Below are 14,018 nucleotides of genomic sequence, written 5' to 3'. Positions count from 1 at the left end.
GAAAGGGGCGCCCGTCTCGACTCGAGACGGGCGCCCCTTTCGCATGCGCCGCACGACCTGACGGGCCCGAGCGGAGGCCGCGAGCCGTCAGGTCACGGCGGCGGACATCACTCGATGACGATGACGAGGTCGCCGCCCTCGACCTGCGTCTCGTGCGTCAGAGCCACGCGCTTGACGGTGCCCGCGACGGGCGTCGTGATGGAGGCCTCCATCTTCATCGCTTCGATCGTCGCGACCGTGTCGCCTGCCGCGACCTCGTCACCCTCGGCGACGCTGACGGACACCATGCCCGCGAACGGCGCGGCGACGTGGCCGACGTTCTTCGGGTCGGCCTTCTCGACGGCGGCGACGTCGACCTTGACGGCGTGGTCGCGCACCTGGACGGGGCGCAGCTGGCCGTTGAGCGTCGCGAGCACGGTGCGCATGCCGCGCTCGTCGGGCTCGGAGACGGACGCGACAGACATCAGGATCTTCTTGCCCGGCTCGAGGTCGACCTCGTGCTCCTGCCCGGGCGCGAGGCCGTGGAGGAACTCCTTCGTCGACAGCACCGACAGGTCGCTGTAGAGCTCGCGGGCACGCGCGTAGTCCTGCGTCGGGCCGGGGAACAGCAGGCGGTTGAGCGTGCCGCGCGGGTCGCGTGCGAGGTCGGCCTCGTCATCGGCGCTCAGCTCCTCGACGCGCGGGCGCACCGTGCGTCCGGCGAGGGCCTTCGTGCGGAACGGCTCGGGCCAGCCACCGGGCGGGTCGCCGAGCTCGCCGCCGAGGAAGCCGATGACGGAGTCCGGGATGTCGTAGTTCTGCGGGTTGGCCTCGAAGTCCTTCGGGTCGGCGTTCGCGCTGACGAGCGCGAGCGCGAGGTCGCCGACGACCTTCGAGCTCGGCGTCACCTTGACGACGTTGCCGAGGATGTCGTTGGCCGCGGCGTACATGTCCTCGATCGCCTCGAAGCGGTCGCCGAGGCCGAGCGCGATCGCCTGCTGGCGCAGGTTCGACAGCTGCCCACCCGGGATCTCGTGACGGTACACGCGACCCGTCGGCGCGGCGAGGCCCGACTCGAACGGCTTGTAGAGGGTGCGCACGGCCTCCCAGTACGGCTCGAGGTCGCACACGTTCGCGAGGTCGAGCCCCGTCGCACGGTCCGTGCCGTCCGTCGCCGCGACGAGCGCCGACATCGACGGCTGGCTCGTCGTGCCCGACATCGCGGCGCTCGCGACGTCGACCGCGTCGACGCCCGCGTCGATGGCGGCGAGCAGCGTCGCGAGCTGGCCACCGGCCGTGTCGTGGGTGTGCAGGTGCACGGGCAGGTCGAAGCGCTCCCGCAACGCGGTGACGAGGGTACGCGCCGCCGGGGCGCGCAGCAGACCCGCCATGTCCTTGATCGCGAGGACGTGGGCGCCGGCGTCGACGATCTTCTCGGCGAGCGCGAGGTAGTAGTCGAGCGTGTAGAGCTTCTCGTCGGGGGAGGCGAGGTTGCCGGTGTAGCACAGGGCCACCTCGGCGACGGCGGTGCCCGTCTCGCGCACCGCTTCGATGGCGGGACGCATCTGCTCGACGTCGTTGAGGGCGTCGAAGATGCGGAAGATGTCGACACCCGTGCGCGCGGCCTCGGTGACGAACGCGTCGGTCACCTTGGTCGGGTACGGCGTGTAGCCAACGGTGTTGCGCCCGCGCAGCAGCATCTGGATCGGGATGTTCGGCATCGCCTCGCGCAGCTTCGCGAGGCGGTCCCACGGGTCTTCGGACAGGAAGCGCAGCGCGACGTCGTACGTCGCGCCGCCCCAGGCCTCCATCGACAGCAGCTGCGGCGTCATGCGTGCGACGTACGGCGCGACGTGCAGCAGGTCGCGGGTGCGGATGCGCGTCGCGAGCAGGGACTGGTGGGCGTCGCGCATCGTCGTCTCGGTGACGGCGACGGCCTGCTGCTCGCGCAGAGCGCGGGCGAACGCCTCGGGCCCTTCGGTGATCAGCCGGTCGCGCGCGCCGGGCGGGACGGGGCCGCTGATGTCGAATGCGGGCAGCTTCTCGCGCGCCGTGATGGCGAGTGCTGAGTGGTCGCCGTACGGCTTGTTGACGGTCGTCTCGGCGAGGTAGGTGAGCAGCTTCGTGCCGCGATCGCCGGGGGTGCGCGCGTCGAGCAGGTGCGGGTGGGTCTCGATGAACGACGTCGTCACGTTGCCGGAGATGAATGCCGGGTCCTCGAGCAGGGCCTGCAGGAAGGGGATGTTCGTGCTGACACCGCGCACGCGAAACTCGGCGAGGGCGCGGCGGGCGCGGCGCACGGCCGTCGCGAAGTCGCGGCCGCGGCAGGTGAGCTTGACGAGCATCGAGTCGAAGTGGGCGCTGACCTCGGCGCCCATGTGGATCGTGCCGCCGTCGAGGCGAACGCCCGAGCCGCCCGCGGAACGGTAGGCGGTGATCGTGCCGGTGTCGGGGCGGAAGCCGTTGGCCGGGTCCTCGGTCGTGATGCGGCACTGCAGCGCCGCGCCGCGCAGGTGGATGTTCTCCTGAGCGAGGCCGAGGTCGTCGAGGGTGTCGCCGGAGGCGATGCGCATCTGCGCGGCGACGAGGTCGACGTCGGTGACCTCCTCGGTGACGGTGTGCTCGACCTGGATGCGCGGGTTCATCTCGATGAACACGTAGCGGCCGCGGGTGTCGAGCAGGAACTCGACGGTGCCGGCGCACGAGTAGCCGATCTCCTTCGCGAACGCGACGGCGTCGGCGCACATGCGTTCGCGCAGTTCGGGGGAGAGGTTCGGTGCCGGCGCGATCTCGACGACCTTCTGGTGGCGTCGCTGCACGGAGCAGTCGCGTTCGAAGAGGTGGACGACGTCGCCCTCACCGTCGGCGAGGATCTGCACCTCGATGTGGCGCGGGTCGACGACGGCTTCCTCGATGAAGCAGGTCGCGTCACCGAAGGCGGATTCGGCTTCGCGCATCGCGGCCTCGAGGTTCTCGCGCAGCGCCTCGGGCTTCTCGACGCGACGCATGCCGCGCCCGCCGCCGCCGGCGACGGCCTTGACGAAGACGGGGTAGCCGATGTCGTCGGCGCCCTTGACGAGTTCGTCGATGTCGGACGACGGCGGCACGCTGCGCAGCGTCGGCAGGCCGGCGCGCTTGGCCGCGGCGATGGCCGTCGCCTTGTTGCCCGTCATGTGCAGCACGTCGGGCTTGGGGCCGATGAAGGTGATGCCGGCGTCGGCGCACGCCTCGGCGAGCAGCGGGTTCTCGGACAGGAAGCCGTAGCCGGGGTAGATCGCGTCGGCGCCCGATTCGCGGGCGACGCGGATGATCTCATCGACGTCGAGGTAGGCGCGCACGGGGTGGCCGACCTCGCCGATCTGGTAGGCCTCGTCGGCCTTGAGACGATGCTCGCTGCCGCGGTCCTCGTGGGGAAAGACGGCGACGGTGGTGGCGCCCAGCTCGGTGGCGGCGCGGAACGCGCGCACGGCGATCTCGCCTCGGTTGGCGACCAGGACCTTGCGGAACATGCACATCTCCGTTCGGGGTGGGGCGCCGCGGCGGCGCAGTTGGTGCTGACACTACCGGTCGCTCAGGGCTGAAAACCGCAGAGTTTCGCGGCAAAACCGACCAATAGCGAACAGTTGGCAACACACGCGTGTCTCGCACCACACCGGACGTGAGAAAAGCCTCTGGGCGGCCCGACGCCGGGTCGAGCCCGCCCAGAGGCGAGGGTGTGCAAGCTGAAGCGACCGCGTCAGCCCACGTGCGCGGTGGGCGCTGCCCCGTCGGTCTGCAGTTCGTCGCTGCGAATCGTGATGAAGATCAGGATGAGCAGGGCTCCGACGAGAAGCATGCCGGAGGCCACCCAGAACCCGTGCGTCGAGGCGAAGGTCTGCACGTCGAGCGCTCCGGCTGCCTGCTGGGCCTGCATCTTCGACTTGAACTCAGCCGTTTCCTGCACCGACGTCGGCACCTTCGCCATCGCGGCAGCGGCGGCGGCCTTGAGCTCGTCGGCACGCTGCGTCGCATAGTGCGAATACACCGTGGTGAGAGCGGCGAGACCGATCGAACCACCGATCTGCTGCGCGGTGTTGAGCGCGGAGGCGGCGGCCCCCGAGTCCTTCGCTTCGACGCCGTGGGAGGCGGCGAGCGTCATCGGGATGAAGACGAAGCCCATGCCGAGGGCCATGACGAAGATGCCGGGCAGCAGGTGCGTCGCGTAGCTCGAGTGCGTGTCGAGCTGGGTGAACGACCACATGCCCGCTGCTGCGAGCAGGCCGCCGAAGCCCGAGAGGTAGCGCGGCTTGATGCGCGTGACGAGGTTTTGCGACAGGCCCGCGGCGATGACGATGCCGAGGCTGAACGGCAGGAACGCGAAACCGGACTTGACCGGCGAATAACCGAGCACCTGCTGGATGTACAGGCCGAGGAAGAAGAACATCGCGAACATCGCGGCACCCATGATGAGCATCGCGAGGATCGCGGTGCCTCGCGTGCGGTCGGCGAGGATGCGCGTCGGCAACAGGGCGTGCTCGGTGCGGCTCTCGATGGCCGCGAACGCGATGACGAGCAGGGTGCCCACGATCAGCGGCACGAGGGTCCAGGTGTCGCCCCACGAGTGGGACGCGGCGTTGGACAGGCCGTAGACGATGCCGAACAGACCCGCGGTCGCCGTGACGGCGCCGATGATGTCGAGGGTGCCCTCGTGACCGTCGGATTCGACGAGCACGCGGGGTGCGAGCACGGCGACGGCGATGCCGATGGGCACGTTGATGAGCATCGTCCAGCGCCAGTCGATCTCGGTCAGCACGCCGCCGAGGATGAGGCCGATCGCTGCACCGGCGCCGGACATCGCGGCGTAGACACCCATGGCGCGGTTGCGCTCCTTGCCGGGCGGGAACGTCGTGTTGACGAGGGCCAGTGCCGCCGGCTGAGCCAGCGCCGCACCGGCACCCTGGAGCACGCGCGCGGCGAGCAGGAGGGTGGGGTTGGGCGCGATGCCGCCGAGCAGCGAGGCGAGAGCGAACACGGCGATGCCGACGGTGAACATGCGGCGGCGTCCGAAGATGTCGCCGAGGCGCCCGCCCAGCAGCAGGAGCGAACCGAGAGCCAGCGCGTAGGAGGTGACGACCCACTGAAGGCCGGACTGGCTGAAGTGCAGATCGGTCTGGATGTGGGGTAGTGCGATGTTCACGACCGTCCCATCGAGCACGATCATGAGCTGGGCGCAGGCGATCACGAAGAGCGCGAGGCTGAGGTTGGGCTTCGCGGGGTTGTCGGTGGATGACTCCACGGGTGCGTCGGGGCCGTGAGTGCTGACAGCAGCAGTCGACATCAGCCCCTCCTTTCTCGAGTTGGCGCCCTTGAGGGGCCGGGGCAGGCGTGGGGGGGAGGCCGGCGAGGAACCGACGGAGTGTGATGCGCGCGGGATCGAACGCGGGCAGCAGGGCGATCGGGCGCTACCCTGGGGAAGTGCAGCCGCGCGTTGGCCGCCGTTCGTCGGGATGGGATCGGCCGTGGCGCGACGCAACGTGCCCGTGCGGCGAGGTGATTGAAGATGCAACGACCGTGGAACAACGATAGACCCCTCTGGGTGAGGCGCCAAGCGATCCTCGTGTGGCGCGCGACACGGCAGGAGGCGCAGGGCGTGGGAATGCGCTCGCGTCCTTCGCTGTTGAACCGCTAGACTGACGGACGCTGATTCGTCAGCAAGCACAACTCCACAGAGCGAACAGTTTCCATGGGGATGATCGGTTTCGACATCGGTCGCCGTCCCAGGGGAAGCGGGCCGAGGATGCAGAGTTATCTCGTTAACGCTCTCTGCAAACCCATAGGTGCCGATTCCAAGCGCACCGACTTCGCCCTCGCCGCCTGAGCGAGCCCGAAGTCTGTCAGCCTGAGCTAGTTCTCGACTCAGTGTCTGGCATCAGCTAGAGAACTTGCTGCAACGTCTTGTCGAGGGGCGTTGTGGGACTCTCACTCGACTGGGCCTGTCGCGGAATGTGTCATTCCTTGCCGCGGGGCCGAGAAAATCCGCAGGATGACTGCGCCCGGAGAAGCCCTGGATCGCCGTCGATGGACGGGGGTTCAATTCCCCCCATCTCCACCACCTCCATGCATCGGTAGCGAGGCCGAGCGGCTGTTCGCAGAACTCGTCACGCAGCGTGAATCAGGCTGCTGCGTGACGCGTGTGGCACGGAGCCCGCCGTCATCCCTCCGGAGGGTTGACGGCGGGCTCTTGCACGTCGTGCGGTCCGGCTTTCACCACTCGCGGATGCCGAGCCACCGTTGCACGATCGGCGTCATAGATCGGGACAAACCCCGCCGGGTTGATGGCCGTCCCGCCCGACTTCTCGATCAATAGATCGCCCATGGACGAGCTCGTGGCGTCCACCGATCCCCACCGCCAGTGCGCACGCGGGAGGGCTTTGGCCAGCTCTGCGCCGCTGGAGGATTGAGAGATGAGCGGCGCCGCCATCAGCGTCTCGACGTCGGTCGACGGTGAGGACATGACGGTCGGTACGTGGCATCCGCATCCACGAAGCGGTGGCACTTTCCGCTATGAGAAGTCGTGGGCGAGCGCTGAGTACGGCTACTCGCTGTCGCCGGCGCTGCCCGTGCTGGCAGGCAGTGCGCCTCAGGTGACATATGCCGAGAAGGGGGCCCTGCCGCAGGTCTTCTCGGACAGCGCACCTGCTCGGTGGGGCCGGCAGATCATCGAACGGACGTGGCAGGCCGACGGCAGGGGTGTGCCTGGCGCAGTCGACGTCCTTCTCGCCGTGCGCGACCGGCTACGGATGGGCGCACTTCGCTTCGCGCGCGACGGAGTCGAGATGAGCGAGAGCGCAGGCGTGCCCAAGATGCTCGACATGGCTCACCTCGAGGCGGTGGCGCAGCGAGCGGAGAGTCACACGGACAGCGACGCGGACATCAAGGAACCGTTCGATGCGGGTTCGTCGATGGGTGGTGCGCGCCCCAAGGCCGTCGTCGTGGACGAGAACGGGCACCTCATGTTGGCGAAGTTCACCTCGACCAAGGACGACACCGACGTCGTCGCATGGGAGAAGGTCTGCCTGGACATCGCCGCACACGCTGGGATCACCGTTGGTGGCGGTGGCCGAAGCGTTCGAACCGCACATGGCCGCCTCCGGCCGTGTGGATCTCGCGGAGCTGTGGAAGCGCACAGTGCTGAACCTCCTCGTGGGAAACAAGGACAACCACCTGCGTAACCACGGCTTCCAACCGCACCACGATCGAGCCGTGCGCGACGGGTTCGACGGTGTGATGAGGCAGCGAACCCGCGAGGTGTTGGGGGAGCGCCCGGCCCCGTCGTGTTGGATCTCGCCCCACATGACGCCTCCGCTGGATCGGTGGGGCGATGCCGTGTCTGTGGGCGCCCGCTTCGCTCACCGGAGTCCATTGCACGTGGCTCCGGCCCCGAATGCTCCAAGAAGGTGTGAGCGTCGGGGTCGAGCCGTGAAAGGGGCACGGGCCGTGTGAGGCAGCAGAACGCAGTGTCCTCAGGCCGCCGGGACGCACACCACCTGATCGAGGTCGGCGGCCAGCGGCTGGCCGACGTTGTTCTTCACGACGTTCTTGACGCGTGCAACGCAGCGGACGCGCTTGTCGTCCTTCGTCAGGTAGGTCGTGCCGTGCGCGGCGATCGTCGCGGTGTCCTGGCCGGTCGAGTCGACCTCGATGCGGCTTCGCGCGTACGTCTCTGTCAGCCCGTTCTTCTTCTGCGCGGCGACGCTGAGGGCGTGCAGGTCATCGGGCGACCACGTCACGTCACTCGAGGCCGGCGCGGCGACGGCCTTCGCCTCCGGGCGCCAGTCCTTCTCAGGGACGGCGGCGGCACGCGCTGCGCTCAACGCGTCGGCGCGCTCGATCGTCGCCGTGGCCGACGCGATGGGCGCCGGGCCCGCCACGCGATGACGCATCGACGGCACCGCCGCCACGAGCGCGACGACGGCGAGCGCCGCGATCACGCCGAAGCGCCACGGGTGGGCCTGCTCCAGGCACATCGACGCGAACATCCACGCGATCGCGCCGATCAGCACGGCGCAGAACGCGAGCGCGGCGAGCGTCGAGACGACCGTCGCGTGGGTGGGGGACAGCTGCGGCAGCCACATCGTCGCGACGTGGGCGGCGTGATCGAAGTGCACCGTCATGAGAGCTCCTTGGGCGCGGGGCTGCCTCGTCGCAGCCGCTCGAAGCTAGGCCGACAGCCTGAGAACCCGCCGAGAGGGCGCCGGACGTGCGCGGTGCGATACTGCACGGGATGCCCCCTTCCGACTCCCGCCTCGTCCGCGCCTGCCGCGCGCTGCTCGTGCTCGCCCTCGCACTGCAGACGTACCTCCTGTACGTGTTCCATTCGAGCGGGGCAGAAGGTGAGCTGTTCCCCCACGCCGACAAGGTGGTCCACGCCTGCATGTTCGGCGGACCCGCCCTCCTGGCACTGCTCGGACGGTGGCGATGGGTGGCGCTCATGCTCGCGTTCTATGCGCCGATCTCCGAACTGATCCAGGGCACGGACGTCGTGGAGCGCGACGCGGACTGGCGCGACGCACTCGCCGATGTGACAGGAATCATCCTGGCGTGGGGGTTGACGCGTCTGCTGCGCCGCCGGGCGTGACGTAGACTTGGGGGACCATTGATCTTGCGTTCAGTAGGTTTGCTTTCGGTTTGAGCGTGCCCGCAGCTACTCCCTGTGGCGGCACGTGGTGGTGAGAGTAGGCCCGTTCTCTGAGCGTCACCCACGATGTGACGCCGTCATGTGAGCGCCGAGATCCCACGCAACAGCGCCGATCCACCCAGTACGCAATCCTTCCAGCCCACGTGCTCCACGGGCTCTCTGGCGTGCTCGCCTTCGGTGCTCTCGACCGAGAGGTTCACACCCATGTCTTCGACGAACAACAACAACGGCAAGAAGCCGCGCTGGTCGCACGCCGACAAGGCCGGCGCCAAGCGCGGCCAGGACCGCTCCGGCGGCCGCGACTTCGGAGGACGCCGCGACGGCGCCGCGGGCGGACGCGACGAGCGACGCGGCGGTTTCAGCCGTGACAACGACCGCCGTGAGGGCGGGTTCCGCGGCGGTGACGAGCGTCGTGGCGGCTTCCAGGCCCGTGACGAACGCCGTGACGGTGGTTTCCGCGGCCGCGATGAGCGACGCGGTGGCTTCAGCCGTGACAACGACCGCCGTGAGGGCGGGTTCCGCGGCGGCGACGACCGTCGTGGTGGTTTCAACCGCGGTAGCGACGAGCGCCGTGGCGGCTTCCAGGGCCGTGATGATCGCCGTGGTGGTTTCAGCCGTGACAACGACCGCCGTGAGGGCGGCTTCCGCGGCGGTGATGACCGTCGTGGTGGTTTCAGCCGTGACAACGACCGCCGTGAGGGCGGCTTCCGCGGCGACGACCGCCGTGGCGGTTTCAACCGCGGTGGCGACGACCGTCGTGGTGGCTTCGGGGGCCGCGACGACCGTCGCGAGGGTGGCTTCCAGCGTCGCGATGACCGCGGTGGTTTCAACCGTGGTGGCGATGACCGTCGTGGTGGTTTCAACCGCGACAACGATCGTCGCGAGGGCGGTTTCCGTGGCGGTGACGACCGTCGCGGTGGCTTCAACCGTGATGACCGTCGTGGTGGCTACCAGGGCCGTGACGACCGGCGCGGTGGGTTCAACCGTGACAACGACCGTCGCGAGGGCGGCTTCCAGCGTCGCGACGACCGCGGCGGTTTCAACCGTGGCGACCGCCGTGACGGCGGCTTCCAGCGCCGCGACGACCGCCGTGAGGGCGGTTTCGACCGCGAGAAGCGCTTCGGGCGCCCCGACCGCTCGTTCGACGCGGCCCCCGTGCGTGACGAGTCCCGCGTCGAGGACGCGCAGGTCGAGAACGTGACGGCGGCGAACGCCGACGTCGCGGCGACCACCGTCGAGGCCGACGCGGCCACGAGCGAGAACATCCAGCGCGAGAACGTCGACGTCGTCGGCGAACAGAACCCCGACGAGCGCGTCCACGTCGACGGCGACGTCGAGGGTGACGTCCGCGTCGACGACGCTCCCACCGCCGACGCCACGGACGCCGAGCGCGACGGTGTTGACGCCGCCGACTCCGACACGACCAACTCTGACGCCGACAACACCGACGCGGAGAACACCGACCCCGCCGACGCCACGAGCGCCACCGCGGGCACGGCCGACGGCGAGCACGCGGGCTTCGACGAGAGCGAGTCGGACGAGATCGACGAGAGCGTCATCATGACGTTCACCGAGCTCGGGCTGCCCGAGGCGCTCGTCGAGCGCATGGCGCGTGACGGCATCACGAAGCCGTTCCCGATCCAGGCGGCGACGATTCCCGACGCGATGGCCGGCAAGGACGTCCTCGGCCGCGGTCGCACGGGTTCGGGCAAGACGCTCGGCTTCGGTCTGCCGATGCTGGCGCGTCTCGCTGAGGGCGGCAAGGCTCGCGCGCACCAGCCGCGCGCCATCGTCCTCGTGCCGACGCGTGAACTTGCGATGCAGGTGAGCGATGCGCTGCAGCCGCTCGTCCACGTCGTCGGTCTCAAGCACAAGCTCGTCGCCGGTGGCATGCCGTACGAGCCGCAGCTGTCCGCGCTGGAGCGCGGCGTCGACGTCCTCATCGCCACGCCGGGTCGCCTGTCCGACCTCATCGAGCGTGGCGCGGCCGACCTGAGCCGCGTCGAGATCGCCGTGCTCGACGAGGCTGACCACATGGCCGAGATGGGCTTCCTCGAGGCCATCACCGAGATCCTCGACCTCGTGCCCGAAGGCGGCCAGCGCCTGCTGTTCTCCGCGACGCTCGACCGTGGCATCGACACCGTCGTCGACAAGTACCTCGTCGACCCGGTGACGCACTCGACGGACGACGGCACCGCCACCGTCACCACGATGGAGCACCACGCGCTGCTCATCGAGCCGCGCGACAAGAAGGTAGTGACGGCCGAGGTCGCGAACCGTGAGGGACGCACCGTGGTGTTCGTCCGCACCAAGATGGGCGCCGACCGTGTCGCCGCAGAGCTGCGCGAGCAGGGCGTCATGGCTGCCGCGCTGCACGGTGGCCTCAACCAGGGTCAGCGCAACCGTGTCCTGTCGGCGTTCAAGGACGGGCGTGTGCCCGTGCTCGTCGCGACGGACGTCGCGGCGCGCGGCATCCACGTCGACGAGGTCGGCGTCGTGCTCCAGGTCGACCCGCCGGCCGACCACAAGGACTACCTGCACCGCGCCGGCCGCACGGCCCGCGCGGGGGAGAAGGGCACCGTCATCACCCTGGCGCTGCCGCACCAGCGCCGCTCGATGCAGCGTCTACTCGACTCCGCCGGCGTCGACGTGAGCCTCGTGCGCACGCGCCCCGGTGACGAGGCGATCGTCGCCGCGGGCGGTTCGACGCCCGAGGGCCGTTCGATCTCCGAGGACGACCTGCGTCGCACCCTCGCGCCGCGCAACGACCGTGGTGGTCGCGGCGGCCGTGGCTACGAGCGCGGTGGCCGGGGTGGTTACGACCGCGGTGGTCGTGACGGCGGGCGCGGCGGTTACGGCCGTGGCGGCGGCTTCGACCGTGGTGGTCGTGGACGTTTCAACGACCGCGACGGCCGTGGCCAGGGCCGCGGACGCGGCGACGACCGCGGCTTCGGTGGCGGGCGCGGTTACCGCGACGACATCGACGGTGGTTTCGAGCGCGAGAACCGTCGTCAGAGCTTCGGTGGTCGCGGCGGCCAGGGGGGTCGTGGTGGGTACGGCGGCGACCGTGGTGGCTACCGTGGCAACCGCGACTGACGCCGACTGAATCTGCGCTGATGTTGCCCGGTGATCCGGGGCCCCGTGCCCCGATCACCGGGCAACATCGCGTTCGGGGCGGGCGTGTTCCACAATGGACGGGTGACCTCGTTGACCGGCCGACTGCTCGTCGCGGTGCCTCGTGCCCACGACCGCGACGAGGGTGACATGTTCACCCGTAGCGTCGTGTTCGTCCTCCACCACGGTGACGACGGCGCCCAGGGCGTCGTGCTCACCGAACCGCTCGAGGCCGGTGTCGACTCGGTCCTTCCGGGGTGGCAGTCCGCGTGCTCGACGCCCGATCGTCTCTTCCAGGGCGGGCCCGTCGGCCTCGACACGGCGGTCGCGCTCGCGGGCGTGCCGGGGCGCGGTGACGTCGTGGGCGCCACGCGACTGTTCGGTTCGCTCGCCGTCGTCGACCTCGACGCGCCGCCGGAGATCGTCGCCCCGCAGCTGTCGGGGCTACGCGTGTTCGCCGGCAACTGCGGCTGGGAGCCGGGCCAACTCGACGTCGAACTCGCTGACGGGTGGTGGGTGCGCGCCGAACCCGAGATCGCCGACCTGTTCGACGCCGACCCCGAGACGTTGTGGGCGCGCGTCCTCGCACGCCAACCCATCCCGACGTGCCTCCTGGCGTCGTTCCCCGACGACCCGACGCTCAACTGACCCGCCGCCTGACGCCTCGGCTCGCTGCCCCCTGGCCCGCCGCGGGCGGCGCGCCTACACTGGCGCCCATGAACCCGGTTGTGTGGAACTCTTCGATCGACGACCCGTCATCGCCCCTCGGCGCGCCCGACGGCCCGGGCGGCCTCGGAGGGCCGGGCACGTCGACGGCGGTGCTGGAGCAAGAGCAGGTCGACCACCAGCTCTCCGAGCCCGGCGATCACGAGCGCTTCGCGCACTACGTGCGCAAGGAGAAGATCATGGAGTCGGCGCTGTCGGGCGAGCCCGTCACCGCGCTGTGCGGCAAGGTGTGGGTACCGGGCCGCGACCCGGAGAAGTTTCCGGTGTGCCCGACGTGCAAGGAGATCTACCAGGGCCTGCGTCCGCCGCAGGACGGCGGGGAGTGACGCCGACGGGCGTCAGCTCGCCTTCGCGACAGGCTGCCTGACGTCGCCGGTCACCGGGGCCGCACCGACGGCGCCGGTGACGACCACTCCCGCGGCGGTGGACGCCGTCGCCGAGCCGCCGTCGACCCCCGTCAGGTGCTCACGAACCTCGACTGCGGGCGCGTGCGATTCGGCCATGCGGATGAGCACCGTGCGGACGGCCTCGACGCTGACGCCGGCCGCCTCGGCGATGGCGCTCTTCGTCACCTTCGCCTGATCGGCGGCGGCGACCGCCCGCCGGTACTCCGCTTCGGCGGCGAGACGCGCTTCGCGCGCCGCAGTGACGGCGCTGAGCTTCTCGCGTTGAGCATCGGTGAGTTGGGCTCTCGTGCGAACCATGACTCTCGTCCTTTCCCTGCGAGCCCCGGCCAGGGGTGAGCGGCCTCGATGGACCGAGCGGCGACGCGCCGCCGGGGCCATCGAGTGCTCGATGTCCATGACTGACTCCACCCTAGGCGCGCGGACGCCCCGCATGGTGGGTTGAGCGCTACTCAACTCCAGGGTGTGGTGCTCACCCCACTCTCCGCCGTCGCCCGGCGCGCCTCCGACACCCTTCGACGCGCCGTCGCGACCCAGCCCGTCTCGTCAGCTGGGAGCCTGCTGGGTGAAGCGACGAAGCGGCGACGAGTGGGCTCCGGCGGTGGCAGCCTGCCCCCATCGCGCTCGTGCTGTGCGCGGGGGCTCGGTTCGGTGGCGCGGGAGTTCCTCGCCGCGCGCGGCGGCACGACGCGCAGCCTGCGCGTCGGCTTCGCCGCCATCGTCGTCGCGCTGCCGCACATCGGCTTCGCCGCCATCGTCGTCGCGCTGCCGCACATCGGCCTCGCGCACGGCGTCGGCGCACTGGAGTCGGTGATGGCTGCGTATGGCCTGGGCCTCGGCCTGGTCGACGCCGGGTGCAACATGCAGGCCGTCGCCATCGAGCACCATTACGGGCGCCCGCTCATGTCGACGTTCCACGGGGCGTGGACGCGCGGCGGCGTCCTCGGCACGCTCATCGCGCTCGCGACGCATCGCTGGGGCTTCGCGTCGCCGCCGCGGTGCTCATGATCCTGCCCGCCGCCGCGACGCTCGCGCCGTACGTCCCGCACGCGCGGCCGGAACCGGCGCCCATCGCATCCGGGGCCGACGCCCCCGCCGCGCGCAGCCTGCCCTGGCGC

General features: G+C 70.1%; 11 protein-coding genes, 1 other RNA gene and 2 pseudogenes. 9 read left to right on the top strand and 5 right to left on the bottom strand.

Features of this window, described 5'->3' with window-relative positions:
• Positions 1 to 107 precede the first annotated feature (107 nt).
• Together B2284_RS07030 and B2284_RS07025 are read right to left on the bottom strand one after the other, a co-directional pair.
• The gene (locus tag B2284_RS07030; RefSeq protein ID WP_136788089.1) at positions 108 to 3,488 is read right to left on the bottom strand and encodes a pyruvate carboxylase; all 3,381 of its coding nucleotides are present in this window, start codon (positions 3,486 to 3,488) and stop codon (positions 108 to 110) included.
• 227 nt (positions 3,489 to 3,715) lie between these two features.
• Positions 3,716 to 5,296 (bottom strand): MFS transporter, encoded by a 1,581-nt coding sequence (locus tag B2284_RS07025; protein WP_136788088.1) that lies wholly within the window; start codon positions 5,294 to 5,296, stop codon positions 3,716 to 3,718.
• Between the two features lie 407 nt (positions 5,297 to 5,703).
• On the opposite strand from B2284_RS07025, the gene ssrA reads away from it, so the two are divergent.
• Positions 5,704 to 6,070, top strand: a transfer-messenger RNA (tmRNA) gene (gene ssrA, locus B2284_RS07020).
• Between the two features lie 99 nt (positions 6,071 to 6,169).
• On the opposite strand, the gene B2284_RS07015 is transcribed toward ssrA, so the two are convergent.
• Positions 6,170 to 6,334 carry a hypothetical protein gene (locus B2284_RS07015; RefSeq protein WP_170957151.1) on the bottom strand — a complete coding sequence of 55 codons (165 nt, stop codon included), beginning with the start codon at positions 6,332 to 6,334 and terminating at the stop codon, positions 6,170 to 6,172.
• Between the two features lie 88 nt (positions 6,335 to 6,422).
• On the opposite strand from B2284_RS07015, the pseudogene B2284_RS14470 reads away from it, so the two are divergent.
• The 3 genes and pseudogenes from B2284_RS14470 to B2284_RS07005 all read left to right on the top strand — a co-directional run.
• Positions 6,423 to 6,761: pseudogene (locus B2284_RS14470) on the top strand (HipA N-terminal domain-containing protein); the annotation flags it as partial.
• Between the two features lie 145 nt (positions 6,762 to 6,906).
• Positions 6,907 to 7,149 (top strand): annotated as a pseudogene (locus B2284_RS14465) (hypothetical protein); the annotation flags it as partial.
• 143 nt (positions 7,150 to 7,292) lie between these two features.
• Positions 7,293 to 7,421: a DUF6011 domain-containing protein gene (locus tag B2284_RS07005; RefSeq protein WP_222122248.1), complete on the top strand. Its 129-nt coding sequence runs from the start codon at positions 7,293 to 7,295 to the stop codon at positions 7,419 to 7,421.
• Between the two features lie 60 nt (positions 7,422 to 7,481).
• Here B2284_RS07005 and B2284_RS07000 read toward each other — a convergent pair whose 3' ends face one another.
• Positions 7,482 to 8,132 carry a hypothetical protein gene (locus B2284_RS07000; RefSeq protein ID WP_136788084.1) on the bottom strand — a complete coding sequence of 217 codons (651 nt, stop codon included), beginning with the start codon at positions 8,130 to 8,132 and terminating at the stop codon, positions 7,482 to 7,484.
• 110 nt (positions 8,133 to 8,242) lie between these two features.
• Here B2284_RS07000 and B2284_RS06995 point away from each other — a divergent pair, with 110 nt between their 5' ends.
• The 4 genes from B2284_RS06995 to B2284_RS06980 all read left to right on the top strand — a co-directional run bounded on the left by B2284_RS06995 (position 8,243) and on the right by B2284_RS06980 (position 12,822).
• A complete protein-coding gene (locus B2284_RS06995) occupies positions 8,243 to 8,596 on the top strand; it encodes a VanZ family protein (RefSeq protein WP_006943839.1) in 354 nt (117 codons plus the stop codon).
• Positions 8,597 to 8,860: 264 nt separating this feature from the next.
• Entirely contained in the window at positions 8,861 to 11,752 is a 2,892-nt protein-coding gene (locus B2284_RS06990) for a DEAD/DEAH box helicase (protein ID WP_240742463.1), read from the top strand.
• A gap of 102 nt (positions 11,753 to 11,854) precedes the next feature.
• Entirely contained in the window at positions 11,855 to 12,418 is a 564-nt protein-coding gene (locus B2284_RS06985) for a YqgE/AlgH family protein (protein WP_240742462.1), read from the top strand.
• Positions 12,419 to 12,486: 68 nt separating this feature from the next.
• A complete protein-coding gene (locus tag B2284_RS06980) occupies positions 12,487 to 12,822 on the top strand; it encodes a DUF3039 domain-containing protein (RefSeq protein ID WP_170957150.1) in 336 nt (111 codons plus the stop codon).
• A 12-nt stretch (positions 12,823 to 12,834) separates the two neighbouring features.
• Here the strand turns inward: B2284_RS06980 and B2284_RS06975 are convergent, their stop codons facing one another.
• Positions 12,835 to 13,200, bottom strand: a complete 366-nt coding sequence (locus tag B2284_RS06975; protein WP_136788081.1) for a hypothetical protein — start codon at positions 13,198 to 13,200, stop codon at positions 12,835 to 12,837.
• A 165-nt stretch (positions 13,201 to 13,365) separates the two neighbouring features.
• On the opposite strand from B2284_RS06975, the gene B2284_RS06970 reads away from it, so the two are divergent.
• A complete protein-coding gene (locus B2284_RS06970) occupies positions 13,366 to 13,908 on the top strand; it encodes an MFS transporter (RefSeq protein WP_136788080.1) in 543 nt (180 codons plus the stop codon).
• The last annotated feature ends 110 nt before the right edge of the window (positions 13,909 to 14,018 follow it).

Source organism: Dermacoccus sp. UBA1591, from assembly GCF_002322065.1.
Classification (GTDB): Bacteria; Actinomycetota; Actinomycetes; order Actinomycetales; family Dermatophilaceae; genus Dermacoccus; species Dermacoccus nishinomiyaensis.
The sequence above is the reverse complement of the archived record's forward strand: the minus strand, read 5'-3'. Positions and strand labels throughout refer to the sequence as shown.

Excerpts from the sequence above, each read along its gene's own strand:
- B2284_RS07030 (WP_136788089.1), bottom strand. The coding sequence starts at position 3,488 with ATGTTCCGCAAGGTCCTGGTCGCCAACCGAGGCGAGATCGCCGTGCGC.
- B2284_RS07025 (WP_136788088.1), bottom strand. The coding sequence starts at position 5,296 with ATGTCGACTGCTGCTGTCAGCACTCACGGCCCCGACGCACCCGTGGAG.
- B2284_RS07015 (WP_170957151.1), bottom strand. The coding sequence starts at position 6,334 with ATGGGCGATCTATTGATCGAGAAGTCGGGCGGGACGGCCATCAACCCG.
- B2284_RS07000 (WP_136788084.1), bottom strand. The coding sequence starts at position 8,132 with ATGACGGTGCACTTCGATCACGCCGCCCACGTCGCGACGATGTGGCTG.
- B2284_RS06995 (WP_006943839.1), top strand. The coding sequence starts at position 8,243 with ATGCCCCCTTCCGACTCCCGCCTCGTCCGCGCCTGCCGCGCGCTGCTC.
- B2284_RS06990 (WP_240742463.1), top strand. The coding sequence starts at position 8,861 with ATGTCTTCGACGAACAACAACAACGGCAAGAAGCCGCGCTGGTCGCAC.
- B2284_RS06980 (WP_170957150.1), top strand. The coding sequence starts at position 12,487 with ATGAACCCGGTTGTGTGGAACTCTTCGATCGACGACCCGTCATCGCCC.
- B2284_RS06975 (WP_136788081.1), bottom strand. The coding sequence starts at position 13,200 with ATGGTTCGCACGAGAGCCCAACTCACCGATGCTCAACGCGAGAAGCTC.